We start from the raw sequence: 14,949 nt of genomic DNA, 5'->3' as shown, positions 1-14,949 counted from the left end.
ACTGCTCGAACCAGATGATTTCGGAGGAGGTGACCGGCCCGTCCGCGGGGAAACCGCGTCCGTCTCGCTCGGTCGTTCCCAACTCTACCCCTGCGCGGGAGTGGTCGGGACACGTTTACCGAATCTTGTGGGTGTCGTGTCCTACGGATTCCGCCCCGGACCACTCCGGACCGGAGCAGACCGGGGCGGAACGCCGTGCATGCCGCGGGTCAGAGCTTCTCGATCGGGGCGTACTTGACCAGGAAGTCCTTCTCCCCGATGTCCGCACCGAAGTCGATACGGGCCTTGGTCCTGTCCCCGGCGCCCTCGACCAGCTGTACCCGGCCCATGCCGAAGGAGTCGTGGTTGACCAGGTCGCCCACACTCAGTGTCGGGGCCTCCTTGGCCGCCCTGGCCGCGCCACCACCGCCCCGGGAACGGGCGCCCCCTCCGAAGCCTCCCGGGCCACGACCGCCACCGATGCTGCGACTGGGCGGAGCCGCCAACGTGGACTCGGCGCGGCGCCACTCGACCAGGGACGGGGGGATCTCGTCCAGGAACCGCGACGCGGGGTTGTAGGACGGCGTCCCCCACGCGCTGCGCACGGCCGCGCGGCTGACGTACAGCAGCCGCTGCGCCCGGGTCAGGCCCACGTAGGCCAGACGACGCTCCTCCTCCAGCTGCGTCTTGTCCCCGAGTGTGCGGGTGTGCGGGAACACACCGTCCTCCAGGCCGCTGAGGAACACCACCGGGAACTCCAGCCCCTTGGCCGCGTGCAGGGTCATCAGTGTGACCACCCCGCCCTCGTCGTCCTCGTCGGGGATCTGGTCGGTGTCCGCCACCAGGGAGATCCGCTCCAGGAAGTCGACCAGCGTGGGCGGCCCCGGGTCGACGGCCCCGGCGTCCTCCTCACCCTCCTCGTCGTCCGCGGGCTCCTGTGCCAGGAGCTCCGCGAAGGTGTGCTCGAACTCCCGGGCGAGGTCGACGAACTCCTCCAGGTTCTCCACCCGGCTCTCGTCCTGGAGGTCCTTGGACTCCGCCAGCTCGGACAGGTACCCGGTCTTGTTCAGCACCGCCTCGACGATCTCCGCGGGCGTGCCGTCCGGCACGGTCTCCGCCAGCTCGTCCAGCAGCGCGGTGAAGTTGCGCACCGCCCTGACCGAGCGGGTGGCCATCCCCGGTACCTCGTCCACGCGGCGCAGCGCCTTGGCGAAGGAGACGCGCTCACGCGCGGCGAACAGCTCCACCGACTCCTCCGCCCGCGCACCGATGCCGCGCTTGGGCACGTTGAGGATGCGCCGCAGGCTGACGGTGTCCTCGGGGTTGGCCAGGACCCGCAGGTAGGCGAGGATGTCGCGGATCTCCTTGCGCTCGTAGAAGCGCACGCCTCCGACGATCCTGTACGGCAGTCCGGTCCGGATGAACACGTCCTCGAACACACGGGACTGGGCGTTGGTCCGGTAGAACACCGCGACCTGGCCCGGGGTGACCGCCCCGTCGTCGGTGAGCTTGTCGATCTCCCCGACCACGAAGGCGGCCTCGTCGTGCTCGTTGTCGGCGACGTAGCCGACGATGGCCGCTCCCTCGCCCTGCTCCGACCACAGGTTCTTGGCCGGGCGCCCCTCGTTGCGGTCGATGACGGCGTTGGCCGCCGACAGGATGGTCTGGGTGGAGCGGTAGTTCTGCTCCAGGAGGATGGTGCGCGCCTTGGGGAAGTCCCGCTCGAACTCCAGGATGTTGCGGATGGTGGCGCCGCGGAACGCGTAGATGGACTGGTCGGCGTCGCCGACCACGCACAGCTCCGCGGGCGGCACCACGCTGGTGTCGGAGTCCTCGGCGACGCCGACCAGCTCGCGGACGAACACGTACTGGGCGTGGTTGGTGTCCTGGTACTCGTCCACCATGACGTGCCGGAAGCGGCGCCGGTAGTACTCGGCGACGTCCGGGAACATCTGGAACAGGTTGACGGTGATCATGATCAGGTCGTCGAAGTCCATGGCGCCCGCCTCGTGCAGGCGGTGCTGGTAGAGCTGGTAGGCCTCGGCGAGCTTCTTCTCCTGCTCGGTCTGGGCCTGCCCGGCGAACGTGTCGTAGTCGACCAGCTCGTTCTTGAGGTTGGACACCTGGGCTGAGAACGCCTTGGGCGGGAACCGCTTGGGGTCCAGGTCCATCTCCTTGCACACCAGCTGCATCAGGCGCGCGGAGTCGGCGGAGTCGTAGATGGTGAAGCTGCTCGGGTAGCCGAGCCGGGAGGCCTCCCTGCGCAGGATGCGCACACACGCCGAGTGGAACGTCATCGTCCACATGGTGTTCGCGGCGCGCACGCCCAGCAGCGCCTGGATGCGCTCGCGCATCTCGGCGGCGGCCTTGTTGGTGAAGGTGATGGCGAGGATCTCGCCGGGGCGGACACCGCGTTCGGCCATGAGGTGGGCGATGCGGTGGGTGAGGACACGGGTCTTCCCGGACCCGGCACCCGCCACGATCAGGAGCGGTGCGCCGCTGTGGGTGACGGCGTCGCGCTGGGGACCGTTCAGACCTTCGAGAAGCTGCTCTTGGGAGGACACGGCATCCAGGTTACGGCCGCCCGGCGACGTCACCGTCCCCGTGCACAGGAGCGCCTCGCCGTGGGTCCGCCCCGTCCGTCCCGCACGGCCCGGTACCCGGCCCGGTTCCGTCCCGAGGCCCTCCCGGGTCCGCCGTCGAAAGCGGCCCGACCGGCGTCCTACGCTGTTTCGGTACGGGTTCCCGATCGGGGGCCCTCTTGTTCTGAAGGGGAGTTTCTCACCATGCGCGTGTTCGTCGACTGCGACCCGGGGATCGACGACGCCGTCGCGCTCGCCTACCTGGCCGCGAGGCCCGAGGTGGAGATCGTCGGCGTGGGGGCGGTGTTCGGCAACAACAGCGTGGACGTCACGGCCGACAACGCGTTGCGGCTGCTGAAGCTGTACGGCCGTCCGGACGTTCCNGCGCCCGCTGGTGCAGCCGCCCCGCCTGGCCTCCCACGTGCACGGCGGCAACGGTCTGGGCGACGTGGAACTGCCCGGTCCCTCGGGCAAGCCGGTCGCCGAGAGCGCGGCCGAACTGCTGGTGCGCCTGGTCCGGCAGCACCCGGGCGAGATCGACGTGCTGGCGGTCGGCCCGCTGACGAACCTGGCGGTCGCGCTGGGCCTGGAGCCGGAACTGCCGAGGCTGGTGCGGCGCCTGGTGGTGATGGGCGGCGCGGTGCGCGTTCCCGGCAACGTGTCCTCGCACGCCGAGGCCAACATCGGCAACGACCCCGAGGCCGCGGAGGCGGTGTTCGCGGCCGGGTTCGACCTGGACCTGGTGGCGCTGGACATCACCATGAGGACGGTGGCCACCCCCGCGTGGCTGGAGGAGTTGCGGACGGTTCCGGGCGAGCGTGCCGAGCGCACGTCGGCGTTCCTGGACTTCTACGCCGACTTCTACTCGGGGATCTTCGGGGTCCGCCAGTGCGCGATGCACGACCCGCTGGCGGCGGCGGTACTGGTGGACCCGCACCTGGTGACGGAGGCGGTCGAGGCGCCGCTGCGGGTGGAGCTGACCGGCGGGCTCACGCGGGGGATGACCGTGGCCGACCTGCGCCCGCGTCCGAAGGACGACGACCGCCGCCCCGCGCGCGTGGTCACGGAGGTGGCCGAGGCCGAGTTCCTGGGGCGGATGCTCGACTCGCTGCGCTGAGCGGTCCGGGCGGGGCCGGGTTCTCCACAGGTTCCGGTGGGGGCTGGCGGCGCGCTCGCGCCGGTGATCCCATGGATGTGGGGGTCCCGAGCGACGCCGGCTTCGCCGTGCCCTCCGGCCTCCCCCGGCCCACGACCACCAGGCGGCCCACTCCCAGCGTTCAGCCCCGGTCACCGGCCACCCCGCTCCCGGTGCCAGGGCCCGGCGCGGGCCTCAGACGAGTCTGCGGGCGGTCGCCCAGCGGCTCAGCTCGTGGCGGTTCGACAGCTGGAGCTTGCGCAGCACCGACGACACGTGGGTCTCCACGGTCTTGACGGAGATGAACAGCTCCTTGGCGACCTCCTTGTAGGCGTAGCCGCGCGCGATGTGCCGCAGCACCTCGCGCTCGCGCTGGGTCAGCCGGTCCAGCTCGGGGTCCACGGGCGGGGCGTCGGTCGCGGAGAACGCGTCCAGCACGAAACCGGCCAGGCGCGGGGAGAACACCGCGTCGCCGTCGGCCACCCGCACGATGGCGTCGGCCAGTTCCCTGCCGGAGATGGTCTTGGTGACGTAGCCGCGGGCACCGCCGCGCACCACGCCGATGACGTCCTCGGCGGCGTCGGAGACCGACAGCGCGAGGAAGCGGATCTGGGGGTGCTGGGCCAGGACCCGGCGCAGCACCTCCACGCCCCCGCCGCCGGGCAGGTGGACGTCCAGCAGGACGAGGTCGGGCTGTCGCTCCCCGATGACGTGCACGGCGCTGTCGACGTCCCCGGCCTCGCCGACGACGTCCACCGCGTCGCCCAGCTCACCGCGCACACCGCTGCGGAACAGCCGGTGGTCGTCCACGATCACGACGCGGGGGACCGCGCCACCGTCGCTGAAGGTCGTGCTCTCGTCTACCACACCGTGGACTCTACCCACGTCGGCGCTGACGGGGACATCCGGTGTCCGTATCCGGCCGCGGCGCGACGTACCGTCCCCGGCGCTCCGGGACCGGAACCCCGGCGCCCCCGGAACTAGAGATCGGGGATGCGCGGCATGCGCAGCTGCACCTCGGTACCTTCGCCGGGACCGGTACGGATGCGCGCCGAGCCGCCGTGGCGCTCCATCCGGCCGAGGATGGAACCGCGCACGCCCATCCGGTCCTCGGGGATGTCGTCCATGTCGAACCCGGTGCCGCGGTCGCGGACGAACACCAGCACCTCCTCCTGTTCGACCTCGCCGAACACGGAGATGCTCTCCGTCCCGGCGTACTTGGAGGCGTTGACCATGGCCTCGCGGGCGGCGCGGAGCATGGCGGCGAGCGCGTCGTCCATGGGGCAGTCCCCCACGCACACCACCTCGATGGGAATCCCGTGCTCCTCCTCCACCTCGGCGGCGACGCGTTCGAGCGCGGGCGAGACGGTGGTGTCGGCGTCGGCGGGGCGCTGGTAGAGCCAGCTGCGCAGGGCCCGCTCCTGGACGCGGGCGAGGCGCTGCACCTCGCGGGGGTCGTCGGCGCGGCGCTGGATGAGGGTCAGGGTGTGCAGGACGGAGTCGTGGATGTGGGCGGCGAGTTCGGCGCGCTCGGCGTTGCGGATGCGCTCACGGCGCTCCTGGTCGCGTTCGCGGACCAGGCCGACGATCCACGGGGCCACGATGAGCCCGATGCCCGCGAGCACGGTGAAGGCGAAGGTCAGTCCGGCGCGGGCGTTCTGGAGCTGCTCCTGGAACACGAGGAAGCCGATGACGCCGACGACGACGAGCAGGACGCCCGCGCCCGCGCGCATGATGCCCTTGGGGGCGGAGCGGCCGACCGTGGTGGTCATCCACTCGTCGCGCTGGGAGGGGTTGGCCTGCTGCCAGAGGATGATCCCGCCGAGGGTGCCGAAGACCACGAACCACAGCAGCGGATCGAAGACCCCTCCGAAGAGCAGGAACAGGACGCCGAGTGCCCCGGCGAGGCCGACGTAGGCGACGAGCTGGGAGACGTCGCGACCCTTGCGGCGGCTGTCCGGCCCGGTGGTCTCCCCCTCCCCCTCCCTGGTCTCCGGCTCGGCCTCGGCGGGCACGAGGAAGTACAGGGCGACGTAGACGGCGATGCCGATACCGCCCACGGACAGGGCCATGAGGGCGAGGCGGACGACCACCGGGTCGAGGTCGAGGTGGCGGGCGAGCCCGGCGGCGACGCCGCCGAGGAGCCTGCCCCCGACCGCGCGGGTGAGCCGCGGGGTGTCCACGGCCGTTGCTGCCACCGCCCGATCACCGCTTTCGTCCGTGCGGCCGTGGGCGTACCCGCGCGCCGCGTTCGTTGGGTCCTGTGTCGTCCAGGATGCCCTCCTCCGGCACGCTCGGGCATCGGGGGCACACCCCTGGTCCTGCCCCGGCCCCGGTCAGGGTGGGTTCAGGGTCGTCCCGGATGTTCTGGTGGACGATGGCGGGTGACCATGGGTGGGTGAGGAGAGCGCGGTGAGTGAGCATGAGTGACGATCCGGGGCCGGACGGGGCCGCGTCCGTGTCCGGTGCGGCGGACGCGGACGCCGGTGCCCCCGAGCGCGAACTGCGCAAGGGGGAGGACGACCGTGTCCTCGCCGGCGTGTGCGCGGGCCTGGGCCGGTACACCGGAGTCGACCCGGTGGTGTGGCGGACGGCCTTCGTGCTGACGTCCTTCGCCGGGGCGACGGGGCTGCTGCTCTACATCGCCGCGTGGATGCTGATACGCGACGCCCACGGCGGCCCGGCGACGTTCGAGCAGATGCTCAACCGCGGCATCCCGCCACGGACGGTGCCCACTCTGCTGGCGCTCGGGCTGGCCGTCGCCACGGCGTTCAGCCTGGTCGGCGGTCTGGAGTGGTCGACGCTGGTGCTGGCGGTGCCCCTGGTTCTGGGGTTGCTCACCGCCCGCAACCGGGGGGTGGACCTGCGGGGCGCGTTCACACGGCTGCGCAGGGATCTGGAGACGAAGGAACCGCCTCCCGCGACGCCGTCCCCGGAGCCGACCCCGGCCTACTACAACCCGGCCCAGCCGTGGGCGTCCGCACCGCACGGCCCGGTGGACCTGGCGGTGGTGTCGGAGCGCTCCGCCGCGCGGAAGGCAGGGGGCCGCGGGGACGACGAGGAGGAGGGTGAGGAGGGCGACGCCGACGGGGAGGACCGGCCCGGGGAGGGGGGAGTCCCCGGTGTGTCCGACCCCGGCGGGTCGGCCCCGTGCCGTGGGCGGCGTGTGTCGTTGGCCTCCCTGGCCCTGTGGACGCTCGTGGCCGGGGCCGTCCTGGTTCCGGTGTTCGTGTTCGGCGCGTCGTCCTCGCTGTGGAGCGGGCGCACGGTCGAACTGCTGCTCGGCCCGGAGACCGGGGTGTTCTTCCTCTCGGGCGCCCTGGCCGTGATCGGCGTGTACGCGGTGGTCGGCGCGTGGGCGGGCAACCCCCGTGGGCTGATGCCCATGGGAACAGTGGTCGCCCTGTTGTTGTCGGTCGCGTCGGTGAACGATCTGACCCAGGTGCGGATCGGCGACGAGACGTGGCGCCCGACCACGGTGGCCGCGGCCGAGGCCGCCGAGCACCGGCTCACCCTCGGCTCGGGGACCCTGGACCTGACCGGTCTGGAGGACCTGGGCCCCGGAGACACCGTCGACGTGTCGCTGCGGCTGGACGCGGGCCATGTCGAGCTGATCCTGCCCGAGGACGCGCGTGTCGCGGTGACCTCGGAGGTCGGCCTGGGAGGGGTGGACGTCAGCTGGGAGAACGGCTGGAACGACATGGCCGGTGTCTCCCTGACCTACGAGGAGGTTCTCGAGCCCGCCGCGGGCGCCGGGGCGGAGGGGGGACCGCGGGGCGGCGGCGGGGCCGAAGCCCCGCGGATCAACGTGCGTACCGACTCACTGGTCGGGGTTGTGGAGGTGAGGCGTGGCGAGGTGTAGGACCGACTGGGGCTCGCTGGTCGCGGGCCTGCTGTTCCTCGGCCTGGCGGTCGCGTTCGTCGTGCGCGGCACCGGCGACTGGGAGTTCAACGTCCTGTGGGTGCTGCCGGTCCTGGTGGTGGGGATGGGCGCCGCGGTGGTGGCCCGCGCGCTCACCAGGTCACGGGCGAGGCGGGCGGCGAGCCGGCCCGAACTCCGGGAGTGAGGGACACGCCCCCGGCCCGGGACGCGGGGGCACGAGGACCACAGGGGATACAGGGATCCGCGGGGACGCGGAGAAGCGGGGCGCCGACCGGGACGGGGAGGCGCCCCGCGGCCGTGCCGCCGCTCACCACCGCTCAGCCCTCCGGGGTGTCGGAGGTTCGCGGGCGGTGCTCGGCGATGGCCGCGAACGCCGTCACGTCCAGCGACTCGCCGCGCGCGGACGGGTCGACACCGGCCGCGCGCAGGGCGGTCTCGGCGGCGGGCGCGGAACCGGCCCATCCGGCCAGGGCGGCGCGCAGGGTCTTGCGGCGCTGCGCGAAGGCCGCGTCGATCACCCGGAAGACCTCCTCGCGGCTGGCCCTGGTGTCGGGCCGCGGACGGCGGACGAGTTCGACCAGGCCGGAGTCGACGTTGGGGGCGGGCCAGAACACGTTCCGGCCGACCGCGCCCGCACGGCGGGCTCCGGCGTACCAGGCGACCTTGGCCGAGGGCACCCCGTAGACGCGTCCGCCCGGGGAGGCGGTGATCCGGTCGGCGACCTCGGCCTGCACCATGACCAGGACCCGTCGCAGGCTGGGCAGGAGCTCCAGCATGTGCAGCAGGACCGGCACCGACACGTTGTAGGGAAGGTTGGCCACCAGCGCCGTGGGTTCGGGTCCGGGGATCTCGGTGACGCGCATGGCGTCACCGGGGACGACGGTGAGCCGGTCGGCGAGTTCGGGGGCGTGGTCGGCGACGGTGCCGGGCAGCGCCGCCGCCAGTGCCGGGTCGATCTCCACCGCGGTCACGTGGCGCGCGTGCGGAAGCAGCGCCAGGGTGAGCGAACCCAGTCCCGGGCCGACCTCGACCACGGAGTCCTCGTCGGTGACCCCCGCGACCCGCACGATGCGGCGGACGGTGCCGTGGTCGATGACGAAGTTCTGACCCAGGGTCTTGGTGGGCCTGATCCCGAACCGCTCGGCGAGGACCCGCACGTCGGCGGGGGTGAGCAGGCGGGCGCGGTCGTCGGGTGCGGGTGTCTGTGTCACTCCAACATCTTGCCAGCTCCCGCCCACCGCCCCGTGACCGGCGGTGGGCGGAGCCCCGGGGAGGGCGTCACCGGTCGAGCGGGCGCGCTCCGCGGTGCGGCCGCTGGCTCCGCCGGTTCTCGCGGACACCGTGGTACGGCGGTTCTCGTGTCCGGCCGGAAGGGGCTTCGTTCTCCGCCCTCCACGACCGACGGCCCTCCGTGTGCCGCTGTGGCGCCGCGGGGCCCGAGCCTGCACAATGAACCGAACGTCGTTCTGGTAAGCCACGCCCCTACCGCCTGGAGAGCGCCCATGGGACCCCTCAACGGAATCCGTGTCGTCGAGTTCACCGGTATCGGCCCGGCACCGATGGCCGGGATGCTCCTCGCCGACCTGGGCGCCAGCGTCATCCGCCTCGACCGCCCCGGGGCCGCCGACGCCATGAACGCCGGTGCGGGAGGCCCCCACATGAGCGAGGGCCGTACCGTCCTGCCCGCCGACCTCAAGTCCGACGGGGGCCGCGCGCTCGCCCGCGACCTGGTCTCCCGCGCCGACGCGCTCCTGGAGGGCTTCCGTCCCGGCGTCATGGAGCGCCTCGGCCTCGGCCCCGACGTCTGCCTCGAACTCAACCCGCGCCTGGTCTACGCGAGGGTCACCGGCTGGGGCCAGGACGGTCCGCTCGCCCGCACCGCCGGGCACGACGTGAACTACATCTCCGTCAACGGCGCCCTGCACGCCATCGGACGCGCCGGGGGACCGCCGGTCCCGCCGGTCAACCTCCTCGGCGACTTCGCCGGGGGCACCATGTTCGCGGTCACCGGCATCCTCAGCGCCCTGGTCGAACGCCAGACCTCCGGCCGCGGCCAGGTCGTGGACGCCGCCATGGTGGACGGCAGCGCCCTCCTGACGTCGATGGTGCACGAGGACCGCTCGCGCGGCTCCTGGACCGACGAGCGGGGCGCCAACTACCTGGACACCGGCGCGCCCTGGTACGACGTCTACGAGTGCTCCGACGGCCGGTACGTGTCGGTCGGCTGCATCGAGCCCCAGTTCTACGCCGCCTTCCTGGAGGGCACCGGCCTGGCCGGGGAGGACCTGCCCGACCAGTGGGACCGGTCGGGCTGGCCGCGGCTGCGCGAGCGCTTCGCCGAGGTCCTGCGCACCCGCACCCGTGACGCGTGGGGCGAGGTGTTCGACGGCGTCGACGCCTGCGTGATGCCCGTCCTGTCCCTGGAGGAGGCCCCCGACCACCCGCACGTGCGGGCCCGGGGTTCCCTCACCCGTGACGGCGACCGGGTGATCCCCGGTCCGGCGCCCCGCTTCGACCGCACACCGGGCGGGGTCACCCGGGGGCGGAAACAGCCCGACACCGACGAGACCCTCCGCTCGTGGGGTGTCACCCCCTGACCGGGACCCGGCCCGTCCGCCGTCCGTGTTCCGGGCACGCGCGGATCCGCACGCGCCCGGAACACGCGGATCCCCCTACGTGGCGAGGAGAGTGGCTAGGGTGATCGACCAGTCCGGCTGAGCGCGCGACGGGGGGTCCGCCATGCCACGACGGCTCGTCACACCGGGGAGGCGCTGGAGAGGGCGCCTGTGTGCCCTGCTGCTGACCGCGGCGGTGCTGTTGTGTACCGCACCCGCCGCGGCCGGCCCCGTCGTGCCCGGGGACGGCGCCGCCGCCGTTTCCTCGGGGACGGAGGGCCGACGCGACGGACCCGTGGTGCTTGTGGGAATCCCGGGACTGCTGTGGCAGGACGTGAACCCCGAGACCACGCCAACCCTGTGGAAGATGGCGGAGCGGGGCTCCGTCGGCAACGTGTCGATCCGCACCGCCACCTCCCGCACCTGCCCCACCGACGGCTGGCTGTCGGTGTCGGCGGGGCAGCGCGCACTGTCCATCCGGGAGCGCTTCACGGTGTGCGAGGCCGCGCCGTGGCCCGAACGCACCGGCTCCGGCGCGGTCGTCCCCGGATTCGACGCCTACGTCCACCAGAACGCGAGATCCCCCTTCGGCGCGCCCGTGGGCCTGCTCGGGCAGACCGTCCGCGAGGCGGGCGGGACCACGCTCGCCGTCGGCCCCGGAGCCGCCCTGGGCGTGGCCGACTCCTCCGGGCGGGTCGACCACTACGTCGACGGCGTACGCGACCTGACCACCGAACGCCTGGAGGGGATCTCCCTGGCGGCGGTCGAACTGGCCGGACTCACCCGGCTCTACCCGGACTACCCCGACCCGCCGATCACCGACGAGGAGGCCCGGGAGGCCGCGCAGGCTCCCCCCGGGGAGTTCGCGGAGGTGGACGAGGAGGGAGAGGAGGCGCGACGGCCGCCCGAGCCCGACCCCGAGGACGTCCCCGAGTGGGAGCGCGACAACGCGCTGGCCAACCTGGACGCGCGGCTGCGGACGTTGGAGGGCGTCCTGCCGGTCGGCTCGTCCCTGATGGTCGTCGGCGTCTCCATGGACACCGGCCCGTCCCAGCTCACGATGGCCCTGTCCGGTGGGATCACCGAGGAGGGGTTCACCGGGGAGGAGGCCTTCCTGGCCTCGGACTCGACCCGGCGCGCGGGGCTGGTGGTGCTCACCGACACCACGCCGACCGTCCTGACCGCTCTGGGGATGCGGGCCACGGAGCCGACCAGCGGCCGGGCCTGGCACCTGACCGAACGGCCTCCGACGACCGAGCGGGCCGTCGGGCGGCTGGTGGAGGTCAACACCGCCGCGGTCGTGGTGGGCGCCGCCATCCCGGGGTTCTTCAGCGGGTTGGTCGTCTTCCAGGTGCTCGTCTACGCGGCGGCGGCCTACGCGCTGCACCGCTACTCGAAGAAGCAGCGCGGCAAACGCGCGCGCGTGCTGACGCTGACGCGGGTCGTGGCCCTGGCCGGGGCCGCCTTCCCGGTGGCCAGCTACCTGTCCAACCTCATCCCGTGGTGGGCCTCGTCCGCGCCTCTGGTGTCGCTGCTGGTGAGCGTCCTGGTCGCGGACGCGCTGGTGGTGGCGCTGGCCATGGCGGGACCGTGGCGGCGCACCGTCCTGGGTCCGATGACGGTGGTGGCGGGCGCGACCACGATGGTGCTCTTCGTCGACCTGTGCACCGGCGCCCACCTCCAGTTGAACTCGCCCACGGGGTACTCGCCGATCGTGGCGGGCCGGTTCTACGGGGTCGGCAACATCGGGTTCGCGACGTTCGCGACGGGGATGCTCATGACCGTGGCCGGAATGTCCCACGAGCTGGTCACACGGGGATGGCGCCGCACCGCCGTGGTGGCGACCCTGGTCGTCGGGGCGTCGACGGTACTGGTCGTGGGCTGGCCGGGGTTGGGTACCGACTTCGGCGGGGTGATCGCGCTGATCCCGGGGCTGGCGGTGACGACGATGATGATCGCCGGAGTACGCGTCACTGCGCTGCGCCTGGCCGTGGTGGGCGTGGTGACGGTGACGGCGATCTCCCTGCTGTCGTGGCTGGACTACCTGCGACCGGCCGAGGACCGCAGCCACCTGGGCGCGTTCGCCGCCCAGGTGGTCAGCGGCGAGGCGGGTGCGGTGGTGGCCCGCAAGCTCAGCGCGATGCTGGGGACACTGGGCAACTGGCACCTCACCCTCCTGGCCGGATGCGCGCTGGTGTTCCTGTTCGTGATGCTCCACAGGCCGACCCACTGGCGGATCGGCGCGCTCCAGGTGGCCTACGAATACGCGCCGACGCTGCGGGCGGGGCTGACGGGTTCCCTGGTGACCGCGTTGGTGGGCTTCGCGGTCAACGACTCGGGGGTGGCGATCCCGGCGATCGCGTTGACGGTGGCGGTGCCCCTGACGCTGTCAGCGTGCGTGTGGGCCCTCCAGCAGCGGGACGAGGACCGGACACACGGTCCCGAACCCGTAGAGAACGCCCAGTGCATGTGATGTACGCCTCACCAAGCACAGGGAGAGCAAAGCACGCGAGCACGACCTTGCGTCGCTCACGTCACGAATCGGCTACGGCCCTGTGGTAAAATCCATGGTTGGACGGCCCCTGTAGGCGACACCACGGTGTCCGACGGGCGCCGAACCGGCCGCGCGGAGAGACCCCGAAACCGTCTCCCGGCGGCCACCCCGCCCTCCCGGCGGGGAATGTCCGCCCCCGCGGGCGGGTTCACACAGGTGCGGAGGGCGGGAAGTGGCCCGAAGCAGCGATCGCGCGTCCGCTGGCGCACCGCCCGTCTCCGCGGCCTCCATGGCGGAACACGGGACACGCAGGAACTTTCCACCCGGGTTCGTACGTTTGCCGGACAGCCGCGCTCCCGCGCGACTCTCCAGCAGATCCAGGCGAGAAGGGCGTTTCATCCCCGTTCCGGGGGCATCACGCAAGGAACTTGATGAACCATCAGCTTGGCCACCGCGGTAACACGACGAACGTCCCGGTCGGCACGCGCTCCTGGAGCCGTGCGCGGCCTGCCGCGCCGACCCGTCGGGCAGGGCCCGAATACGCCGGAGTCGCCATGCCCGACCTGACCATCTCCTCCACCCTGCACGACGCCGGACGGGTTCTGGCGTTGGACGGTGAGATCGACATGGCCACCGAGCACCGCTTCCAGGACGCGGTGACCGAGGCTCTCACCACGCAGCCCTTCGGCCGCGTCGTCCTGGACTGCGCCGACCTGCGCTTCATCGACTCCAGTGGCCTGCGCGTCCTGATCCGCGCGCACAAGGCGGCCAAGGAGCAGAAGGCGCTCCTGGCGATCGCGTCACCCATCCAGCGGGTGTTGCAGATCCTGCGTGTGACCTCGCTCGACACACGCATCCCCGTCTTCGCGACGGTCTCCGAGGCGCTCTCGGCCTCGCGGGCCTAGCCACCCCCGACACGTGGGAGGGGCGCGACCGAGGTCGCGCCCCTCCTCTCTGCGCGCCCGGCCCGGCGCGGACGCCTCCGGATTCGATGAGGGCGGCACATGGCCGTCCGTATGGAGGTGGAGTGCCGCGCGAAGGCCCCCGGGGCCATGGGCGCGCACTGAGCCTCGACGGCTCTTCGTCCTGTCCGCGGGGGCTCCGGTGGACCCCCGCCAACGCCCTAGAAGAGCAGCAGCCACACACCGAGCGCGGCCACCGCGGCGTTGACCAGGAGGAAGACACCGACCCACAGGGTTCCGGGCACTCCGGTGAGGCGGGCCAGCTGGTCGGCGTCGGAGTGCGGTGAGGGGTTGCGCCTTCGCTGCGCCTGGAGTTCGAGGACCGGGCGGACGCCAGCGAAGAGCAGGAACCAGATGAACAGGTAGGCGAAGGCCGCCTGGACCTCCGCCGGGGTGAACCAGCTGACCCCGAACACCACCGCGCCGGTCGCCACGATCGACACCACGCCGTAGACGTTGCGGATCATCAGCAGCATGGCCGCGAGGACGACGATGCTCAGCCACAGCAGCGCGGTGACGCGGTCCGACAGCAGCATGAGGATGCCGAGGAGACCGATGAGCGACGGGGAGACGTAGCCCGCGAAGACCGTCAGGATCATACCGGCACCGGTCGGCCTGCCCCGGGAGACGGTGACCCCGGAGGTGTCCGAGTGCAGCCGGATACCGGTGAGCTGGCGCCCGCTGAGCAGGGCGACCAGGGCGTGTCCCCCCTCGTGGGCGATGGTCACGACGTTGCGTCCGATCCGCCAGGGCGGGCCGAGTACCACGGAGGCCAGGGCCAGCACGGCCGCGGTGATGACGATCCACCGCTCCGGCTCGGGCTGGACGGACAACACCTCTCGCCAGACGTCACCCAAGGTCGTTCCCACGTGTGCCCCCTGTTCGGCCGAACCGTGCACGGGCCCCACCGGTGCGCGCCACGGCTGCCGGGAGACGCGGATAACAGGGACCCTTGCCGAACTTTAGGGCATTTGCGGAGATGGCGTGTCCGGAGGTGTGATTCAGGCGCCCCCGGAGATCAATGTGACTTCCCGGCGCTGATGAACTGGCCAAACAGGATTCGCCGACCTACATTCATCACTGTCAGTGAGTTAGCCACTACTCATAGCAAGGATCATTGTGAAGCGTATCGCTGGACTCGCCCTTATGGCCCTGACCGCCGGTGCCGTCATCGGCGCCGCCTCCCCCGCCGTCGCGGACGACGACCACAACGGGTACCACGGTCACGACAACGGCTGGCACGAGAACGGTCACGACAACGGCCACGACCATGGTCACGACCACGGCTGGAAGAAGGGC

The 14,949-nt window shown here is 72.2% G+C and carries 10 protein-coding genes and 2 pseudogenes; 7 read left to right on the top strand and 5 right to left on the bottom strand.

Going from position 1 to position 14,949, the window contains the following annotated elements; genetic code table 11:
* Positions 1-209: 209 nt before the first annotated feature.
* The gene (gene pcrA / locus D455_RS0123475; RefSeq protein ID WP_017573130.1) at positions 210-2,543 is read right to left on the bottom strand and encodes a DNA helicase PcrA; all 2,334 of its coding nucleotides are present in this window, start codon (positions 2,541-2,543) and stop codon (positions 210-212) included.
* Positions 2,544-2,765: 222 nt separating this feature from the next.
* Between pcrA and D455_RS31490 the strand changes: the two are divergent.
* Positions 2,766-3,591, top strand: a pseudogene (locus D455_RS31490) (nucleoside hydrolase); the annotation flags it as partial.
* A 300-nt stretch (positions 3,592-3,891) separates the two neighbouring features.
* Here D455_RS31490 and D455_RS0123465 read toward each other — a convergent pair.
* Entirely contained in the window at positions 3,892-4,563 is a 672-nt protein-coding gene (locus D455_RS0123465) for a response regulator (protein WP_017573128.1), read from the bottom strand.
* A 113-nt stretch (positions 4,564-4,676) separates the two neighbouring features.
* Positions 4,677-5,894: an ATP-binding protein gene (locus D455_RS0123460; protein ID WP_040685082.1), complete on the bottom strand. Its 1,218-nt coding sequence runs from the start codon at positions 5,892-5,894 to the stop codon at positions 4,677-4,679.
* Positions 5,895-6,118: 224 nt separating this feature from the next.
* Here D455_RS0123460 and D455_RS0123455 point away from each other — a divergent pair, with 224 nt between their 5' ends.
* Positions 6,119-7,558, top strand: a complete 1,440-nt coding sequence (locus D455_RS0123455; RefSeq protein WP_017573126.1) for a PspC domain-containing protein — start codon at positions 6,119-6,121, stop codon at positions 7,556-7,558.
* Positions 7,545-7,763, top strand: coding sequence for a hypothetical protein (locus tag D455_RS0123450; RefSeq protein WP_017573125.1), 219 nt, complete (start codon positions 7,545-7,547; stop codon positions 7,761-7,763). The genes D455_RS0123455 and D455_RS0123450 overlap by 14 nt, the downstream gene beginning before the upstream one ends.
* Positions 7,764-7,896: 133 nt before the next feature.
* On the opposite strand, the gene rsmA is transcribed toward D455_RS0123450, so the two are convergent.
* On the bottom strand, positions 7,897-8,790 hold the full coding sequence (gene rsmA, locus D455_RS0123445) for a 16S rRNA (adenine(1518)-N(6)/adenine(1519)-N(6))-dimethyltransferase RsmA (RefSeq protein WP_017573124.1): 894 nt from the start codon (positions 8,788-8,790) through the stop codon (positions 7,897-7,899).
* 291 nt (positions 8,791-9,081) lie between these two features.
* Between rsmA and D455_RS0123440 the strand changes: the two genes are divergently transcribed.
* The 3 genes from D455_RS0123440 to D455_RS0123430 all read left to right on the top strand — a co-directional run bounded on the left by D455_RS0123440 (position 9,082) and on the right by D455_RS0123430 (position 13,593).
* A complete protein-coding gene (locus D455_RS0123440; RefSeq protein WP_017573123.1) occupies positions 9,082-10,176 on the top strand; it encodes a CaiB/BaiF CoA transferase family protein in 1,095 nt (364 codons plus the stop codon).
* A gap of 142 nt (positions 10,177-10,318) precedes the next feature.
* Entirely contained in the window at positions 10,319-12,667 is a 2,349-nt protein-coding gene (locus D455_RS0123435) for a hypothetical protein (RefSeq protein WP_040685081.1), read from the top strand.
* 575 nt (positions 12,668-13,242) lie between these two features.
* Positions 13,243-13,593, top strand: coding sequence for an STAS domain-containing protein (locus D455_RS0123430; protein ID WP_017573121.1), 351 nt, complete (start codon positions 13,243-13,245; stop codon positions 13,591-13,593).
* Positions 13,594-13,811: 218 nt separating this feature from the next.
* Here the strand turns inward: D455_RS0123430 and D455_RS0123425 are convergent, their stop codons facing one another.
* On the bottom strand, positions 13,812-14,507 hold the full coding sequence (locus D455_RS0123425) for a M50 family metallopeptidase (protein ID WP_026122909.1): 696 nt from the start codon (positions 14,505-14,507) through the stop codon (positions 13,812-13,814).
* Between the two features lie 262 nt (positions 14,508-14,769).
* Here D455_RS0123425 and D455_RS33215 point away from each other — a divergent pair.
* A pseudogene (locus D455_RS33215) lies at positions 14,770-14,949 on the top strand (hypothetical protein); the annotation flags it as partial.

The sequence above is a fragment of the Nocardiopsis halotolerans DSM 44410 genome (genome assembly GCF_000341065.1).
In the GTDB taxonomy this organism is placed as follows: Bacteria; Actinomycetota; Actinomycetes; order Streptosporangiales; family Streptosporangiaceae; genus Nocardiopsis; species Nocardiopsis halotolerans.
Note: the sequence above shows the minus strand (reverse complement) of the source record. Positions and strands in the feature narration are given on the sequence as shown.

What these genes read in the sequence shown, in the direction of transcription:
- D455_RS0123455 (WP_017573126.1), top strand. Translation starts at nt 6,119, where the DNA reads ATGAGTGACGATCCGGGGCCGGACGGGGCCGCGTCCGTGTCCGGTGCG.
- D455_RS0123440 (WP_017573123.1), top strand. Translation starts at nt 9,082, where the DNA reads ATGGGACCCCTCAACGGAATCCGTGTCGTCGAGTTCACCGGTATCGGC.
- D455_RS0123435 (WP_040685081.1), top strand. Translation starts at nt 10,319, where the DNA reads ATGCCACGACGGCTCGTCACACCGGGGAGGCGCTGGAGAGGGCGCCTG.
- D455_RS0123430 (WP_017573121.1), top strand. Translation starts at nt 13,243, where the DNA reads ATGCCCGACCTGACCATCTCCTCCACCCTGCACGACGCCGGACGGGTT.